Origin of the sequence: Aeromicrobium sp. REDSEA-S38_B2 (genome assembly GCF_001628525.1) — a bacterium.
Taxonomy (GTDB): Bacteria; Actinomycetota; Actinomycetes; order Propionibacteriales; family Nocardioidaceae; genus Aeromicrobium; species Aeromicrobium erythreum.
On sequence record NZ_LUNH01000036.1, the window covers coordinates 1 to 5,995 of the forward strand.

7 protein-coding genes and 1 pseudogene are annotated in these 5,995 nt (G+C 73.1%); all 8 read right to left on the reverse strand.

The window, feature by feature from the left end:
- A partial coding sequence (locus A6Q81_RS08830) for a Mur ligase domain-containing protein (RefSeq protein WP_286690229.1) occupies nt 1-404 on the reverse strand: 404 nt, incomplete at its 3' end.
- Between the two features lie 201 nt (nt 405-605).
- The gene (locus tag A6Q81_RS08835) at nt 606-2,369 is read right to left on the reverse strand and encodes a peptidoglycan D,D-transpeptidase FtsI family protein (protein WP_067858290.1); all 1,764 of its coding nucleotides are present in this window, start codon (nt 2,367-2,369) and stop codon (nt 606-608) included.
- On the reverse strand, nt 2,366-2,791 hold the full coding sequence (gene ftsL, locus A6Q81_RS08840) for a cell division protein FtsL (protein ID WP_067858293.1): 426 nt from the start codon (nt 2,789-2,791) through the stop codon (nt 2,366-2,368). The genes A6Q81_RS08835 and ftsL overlap by 4 nt, the downstream gene beginning before the upstream one ends.
- Nucleotides 2,788-3,676 (reverse strand): annotated as a pseudogene (locus tag A6Q81_RS08845) (16S rRNA (cytosine(1402)-N(4))-methyltransferase). Before A6Q81_RS08845 ends, ftsL begins: the two are co-directional and overlap by 4 nt.
- Nucleotides 3,673-3,804: a hypothetical protein gene (locus A6Q81_RS08850; RefSeq protein WP_256475569.1), complete on the reverse strand. Its 132-nt coding sequence runs from the start codon at nt 3,802-3,804 to the stop codon at nt 3,673-3,675. Before A6Q81_RS08850 ends, A6Q81_RS08845 begins: the two are co-directional and overlap by 4 nt.
- 154 nt (nt 3,805-3,958) lie before the next feature.
- A complete protein-coding gene (gene mraZ / locus A6Q81_RS08855; RefSeq protein WP_241270777.1) occupies nt 3,959-4,408 on the reverse strand; it encodes a division/cell wall cluster transcriptional repressor MraZ in 450 nt (149 codons plus the stop codon).
- A 367-nt stretch (nt 4,409-4,775) separates the two neighbouring features.
- The gene (locus A6Q81_RS08860; RefSeq protein WP_067858296.1) at nt 4,776-5,168 is read right to left on the reverse strand and encodes an SCO2097 family morphological protein; all 393 of its coding nucleotides are present in this window, start codon (nt 5,166-5,168) and stop codon (nt 4,776-4,778) included.
- Between the two features lie 22 nt (nt 5,169-5,190).
- Nucleotides 5,191-5,922, reverse strand: coding sequence for a methyltransferase domain-containing protein (locus tag A6Q81_RS08865; protein ID WP_286690230.1), 732 nt, complete (start codon nt 5,920-5,922; stop codon nt 5,191-5,193).
- Between the last annotated feature and the right edge of the window lie 73 nt (nt 5,923-5,995).

Genomic DNA, 5,995 nt, shown 5'->3' on the forward strand with positions numbered 1-5,995 from the left:
GTCTTGCCCTGGGTGCCCGTGATGCCGAAGGTCGTGAACGCCCGCGTGGGGTGGTCGTGGAACCAGGCGCTGAGCTCGGCGAGCCGGCTGCGGGGACGGTCGACGACGACGGTGGGCAGGCCTGCCGTGCGCGCGGCGCCGTCGGCGTCGGTGAGCGCGGCGACGGCGCCGGCGGCCTTCGCCGCGTCGGCGAAGTCGGCGCCGTGGACCCGGCTGCCGGGCAGCGCGGCGTAGAGGTCGCCGGGCTGCAGGGTGCGGGTGCTGAGGCTGATGCCGGTGACGACGGGGTCCTCCCCCGGCGCCTGCGGTGCGTCGAGGTGCTGGGCGACGTCGGCGAGCGTCCGCCGCGCCACCTCGCGTGGCCGGGTCCGCATGGTCGTCGGGAGGTCCTCGCTGTCGGTCACCGGTCCAACGTAGCGACTCCGCGCCATCCCCTCACCCCGCCCCGGAACCCGTTCCAGCCCCACCGTGTGCAAGCCACGCCAACCGAACCGCGAACTCGCTTCAGCGGCGAGCGAGCGCCAGCGAGCGAAGCCGAGCCGGTCCGCGGTGAGCGAGCGCCAGCGAGCGAGCCGTGCTGCAGCGCGAGGAACGAGCGCGCCCGGCTACCATTCCTGCGCCACCTTCGGCGAGCGCGACCCGGTGGGCGCGACGCCGAAGCGCTCGAGGGCCATCGACATGATGTCGTGGAAGACGGGGGCGGCGGTCGAGCCGCCTCCGGCGTTGGCGAAGGGCTTGTCGAGCACGACGTAGGTGATGAAGCGGGGCTCGTCGGCGGGGGCGAAGCCGATGAAGGAGACGGTGTTCTGGCCGCGGACGTAGCGTCCGGTGACGGGGTTGACCCGCCAGGCGGTGCCGGTCTTGCCGGCGACGCGGTAGCCGGGGATCTGCGCGGCGGGCGCGGTGCCGTCGTCGGCGGTGACGGCCTCCATCATGCGGGTGACCTCGGCGGCGGCCTTCTTGGAGACGACCCGTCGGGAGGGCACCTCCTTGGCGTCGGTGCGGTGGCCGTCGGCGTCGACGAACCCGCTGACGACCGACGGGTCGACCATGACGCCGCCGTTGGCGATGGCGCCGACGGCGCGCACGACCTGCAGCGCCGTGACGGAGATGCCCTGGCCGAAGGAGATGGTGGCGTGGTTGGCCTTGGTCCAGCTGGCGGCGGGGGCGAGGATGCCTCGCGACTCGCCGGGCAGCTGGACGCCGGAGCCGACGCCGAAGCCGAACTTGCGCAGGTAGTCGTGCATCGTCTGGTTGCTCATCTGCTGCGCGGCGACGATGGTGCCGAGGTTCGAGGACTTGGCGATGACGCCGGCGGCGGTGAGGTTGAGCGTGCCGTGCTGCCAGTAGTCGCCGATGGGGAACTTGTCGATGACCATCTTGCCGGGGACGCTGATCTGCGTGTCCGGCGTGATCTTGCCCTGGTCGGCGAGCGCGGCCATGGTGATGGTCTTGAGCACGGAGCCGGGCTCGTAGACCGTCTGCACGAACCGCGAGACGGTGTTGGAGTCCTGCATGGTGGCCTTCGAGCCGGGGTCGAAGGTGGGCGCCTGCGAGAGCTGGACGACCTGGCCGGTGCGCACGTCCATGGTGATGGCCAGGCCCCAGTCGGCCCCCGCGGAGCGCACGGCGTCGGCGAGGCGCTGGTCGGCGTACCACTGCAGGTCGCGGTCGATGGTGGTCTGGACGTCCTGGCCGGGCTTCATCGGCACGACGGTGCTGTCGGCCATGGGGATCCGCTGCCCGGTCGGCGACACCTCGTAGGTGGCGGAGCCGTCCTTGCCGGTGAGGAGCGCGTCGTACTGGCGCTCGATGCCCTGCACGCCGACGGGCGTGTCGGAGTCCTTGGTCTGGCTCATGTAGCCGACGAGGTTGGCGGCGAGCCGCCCGCCGGGGTAGGTGCGCATGGTGGTCTTCTGGCTGAAGACGCCCGCCGCGCCGGCCTTGCGGAGCGCCTGGAGCGCCTTCTGGCCCTTGGCGGCGGGGAGGTTCTTCTCGAGGACGACGAACCGGGTGTCGGGGGTGCGCAGCTTCTCGATGAGGTCGAAGTAGTCGACGCGGTCCTCGCCGAGGCTCGAGACGAGGATCCGCGCGATCTGCGGGGCCTTCTTCGTCGTCAGCGTCGGGTCGGCGGTGAGGGTGAGCGAGTCGACGCTGGTCGCGATGACCTCGCCGTTGCGGTCGAGGATGTCGCCGCGTGGCGCAGGCACGGTGACAGGCTGGGTGCTGGCGTTGCGCGCCATGGCCGCGTAGGCCTGGGCGTCGAGGCCCTGGATCCAGAAGAGCCGGACGCCGAAGAGCATGAACAGGCTGACGACGAGCAGGAGGCTGACCCGCAGCCGGGTGCGGGAGAGACGCTGACGCTTCATCGATCGACCCTCTCGACGTTGCTGCGGGGCTCGGCGGGCACGGGGTCGCCGACGACCTTGCCGTCGCTCGAGCGGAGGAAGACGGGGTTGGTGTTGGGCACCATGCCGAGCTGGACGGCGCGCTGCGCGAGGTCGGCGGGCGCCTGGAGCCGCTCGACCTCGCGGCGCAGGTCCTGCTCCTGCACCGTCAGGGCGTCGGCCTTCGACTGCAGCCGGGCGATCTCGAAGGCCTGGGCCTGCAGGACGGTGCTGAGGAGGATCAGTCCGACGAGGCCGATGCCGAGCACGGTGAGCACGACGACCACGAAGGGAGCCCGGCCGGCGCGGCTGCGCACGGGGGCGACGAGCCGCAGCGGGAGGGTGGTCGGACGGGCCTGACGGGCCGTCCTCTGGCGCGGACGCGCGGCGTGCATGGTGCTCATGCGGCGACCCTCTCGACGGCGCGCAGCCGGACGGACCGGGCGCGGGGGTTGTCGGCGGCCTCGGCCTCGCTCGCCTGCTCGGCGCCGCGGGTGAGGAGTCTGAAGCGCGGCTCGAGGCCGGCGGGTACGACGGGCAGCCCGTGGGGCACGTCGAGGGTGGTCACGTCGGCGAGGGTCCGCTTGGTGATGCGGTCCTCGAGCGAGTGGTAGGAGAGGACGACGACGCGGCCGCCGACGGCGAGGGCGTCGAGTGCGGCGGGCAGCGCGCGGGCGTACACGGCGAGCTCGTCGTTGACCTCGATGCGCAGCGCCTGGAAGGTCCGCTTGGCCGGGTGTCCCCCGGTGCGGCGGGCGGCGGCGGGGATGCTGTCGCGGACGAGCTCGACCAGGCGGGCGCTGCGGGTGAAGGGCTCGGTCTCGCGGGCGGCGACGACGGCGTCGGCGATCCGGCGGGCGAACTTCTCCTCGCCGTGCACGCGCAGGACGCGCGTAGGCGAAACCGCGGTCGGCGAGGTCGAGCTGCATCGAGGAGACCCCGAGGTCGAAGAGCACCCCGTCGACGCGCCGCAGCCCGGCGTCGGCGAGGACGTCGGGCAGCTCGTCGTAGACGGCGTGGGCGTAGGTGACGCGGTCGCCGAAGGGCTCCAGGCGCGCCTGGGCACGGGCCAGGGCCTCGGTGTCGCGGTCGACGCCGACGACGTGCACGTCGGGGAAGCGCTGGAGCATCGCCTCGGTGTGCCCGCCGAGGCCGAGGGTCGCGTCGACGACGACGCGGCGGCGCTCGCCGGGCGCGGTCAGGGCAGGTTCGAGCAGCTCGAGGCACCGGTCGAGCAGGACCGGCACGTGCCGGGCGTCCGGGGTGCCCACCCCGTCGTCCTGCGTCACGCGGCACCGGCCACGAGGGTGACGGCGAGCCCGATGAGCAGCGCGAGGGCGACGGAGACGCCGGCGGAGAACGCCATCAGGACGGCGGCGTCGGCGAGCTCATGCCGGACGCGTCGGGGCTGGTGCATCGCACCTCCTCGGGTGCTCGGGGCTCCGTGGGAGCGGGCTGGGGGGTGGACGGTGGTGCGGGGGGTGACCGTGCGGCCTGATCCCCGTCCGTACGGCTCTGGCACCGGGGAAGTGATGCCAGGACCGGACAGGCGGAGGTCGGACCTCGCGGGCTCAGAAGATGCCGGGCATCACCTCGTCGGACATGTCGGAGAACTGCTCCTCCTGGCCGGCGGAGTACTCGTCCCAGCGGCGGGCGTCCCAGATCTCGATGCGGTCCATCGCGCCAACGACGGCGACGTCGCGCTCGAGCCCGGCCCAGGTGCGCAGCACCGGCGGGATGGAGATGCGGCCCTGCTTGTCGGGGACCTCCGAGGAGGCGCCCGAGTAGAGCATGCGCACGAAGTTGCGGGCCTCGCGGTTGGTGAACGGCGTCTCGCGGATGCGGTCGGTGAACGCGCCGAAGGCCTCGGTCGTCCATCCGTAGATGCAGTTCTCCTGCCCGCGGGTCAGCACGATGCCGCCCTCGAGCCGCGGGCGGAACTTGGCGGGCAGGAACAGGCGCGACTTGTCGTCGAGGCGGGGCGTGTAGGTGCCGAAGAAGTTGTCCGCATCGATGCCCACCTCCCCTCACCTCGTCTCCCGCGTCGGGCCCTCCACCGTCGTGCGGGGATCCCCGTGTGCTCCATTTCGCACCACCCTACCCCACCTTTCCCCACCGTCAACGCGACACAGCGGAAATTCCGGCAGTTTCGCGACGCGCCGCAGCGCGCCGTGAGCGGCGTGCTGGCCCGTCGTTGCAGCGCGCAGCGACCCGGCGGGCGCCGAGGTGGGGCGAAGTGGAGCGGATGCGCGTCCGCTCCCGTCCGCTCCCCCGCTGAGTGGGGGCCGCCGACGCGTGCAGGGGCCGGACATGACGACACCGGGTCCCGCTGGTGCGGAACCCGGTGTGGGGAGGTGGGGGGCGGACCTCAGGAGGTCCGCAGGAGGGTCAGCGGTCGTCGCCGTCCTGGCGACGCTGCCAGCGCTCCTCCATGCGGTCGACGAACGAGCCGGACTGCTTCGGGCCCTTGGGACCGGAGGAGCGCGTCGGGCCGGCGTCGGGCGCGGCCGTCAGGCCGTGGCGCCACGCGGTGACGAAGAAGTAGCCGCCGGCGAGCATGACGACGAAGCCGAGCACACCGAGCCAGGTCAGCGCGGAGACCGCACCGGCGAACAGGATGCCGAGGCCGACGACGAGACCCAGACCGGACAGCACGGCGACCTTGCGGTTGCGCGCGGCCTGCTTGGAGCCCCGGAGGGTCGACGCGAAGTCGGGATCCTCGGCCGCGAGAGACTGCTCGAGCTGCTGGAGCAGGCGGGCTTCTTCGTCGGAGAGTGGCACCGGAGGCCTCCTGGTGGTGGGTCTAGATCAAGTCTAGGCGGGCGATGGTGTGCAGACCAGCCGAGATCCCTGAGAACTCGCTGGACGTCCGGACCAGACGCTCCAGAGCGTACAAGCGTTCGCGTGCTCCCGGTTCCGTGTCCACGACGGCGCTCGGCACGAGGTCGGCGAAGGTGCGCAGACCCGCGTGCGCCAGCACCGTGAAGCCGGCCGCCGCGAGCTGCTCGTGCAGCTCCTCGGGCACGTAGCGCCGCGGACCGTGCGCGCGCAGGTCCCAGCCCTCGACGCGGGCCTGCGCGAGGGCGGACGCGGCGGCGAAGTCGCCGGCGAGGGTCCGCGCGAGCACCGCGGCCGGCCGCCCCGCGACGACCACGCTCAGCACGCCGTCGGGGCGCAACGTCGCCGCGACCGTGCGCAGCGCCTCGGCGGGGTCGTCGACGTGCTCGAGCACGCCGTGGAGCAGCGCGAGGTCCGTGCCTGCCAGGGTGACCTCCTCCCCCAGGTCGCCGGTGTCGCCCAGCACGCCCACGACCTGGTCCTGCAGGCCTGCCTCGGCGGCGCGACGGTCCAGCGACGCCAGCGCGTCGGGACTCGGGTCGACGACCGTGACCCGGTGCCCGAGCGCCGCCAGTCGCACCGCGTCGCCGCCCGTGCCGCCGCCGACGTCGAGGACGTCGAGCGGACCGCTGCGCTCGAGGGCCTCGACCGCGTCGAGGACGGCCTGCCACATGATCTCCTGACGCACGGGACGCATGGCGTCACTGTGTCACAGCGTGGCCGCGGGACCGGACGCTCCCGGCCCTCGCCGCCGCTCGCTAGGGTCGGCC

Excerpts from the sequence above, each read along its gene's own strand:
- A6Q81_RS08865 (WP_286690230.1), bottom strand. The coding sequence starts at position 5,922 with ATGCGTCCCGTGCGTCAGGAGATCATGTGGCAGGCCGTCCTCGACGCG.
- A6Q81_RS08850 (WP_256475569.1), bottom strand. The coding sequence starts at position 3,804 with ATGCACCAGCCCCGACGCGTCCGGCATGAGCTCGCCGACGCCGCCGTC.
- A6Q81_RS08835 (WP_067858290.1), bottom strand. The coding sequence starts at position 2,369 with ATGAAGCGTCAGCGTCTCTCCCGCACCCGGCTGCGGGTCAGCCTCCTG.
- ftsL (WP_067858293.1), bottom strand. The coding sequence starts at position 2,791 with ATGAGCACCATGCACGCCGCGCGTCCGCGCCAGAGGACGGCCCGTCAG.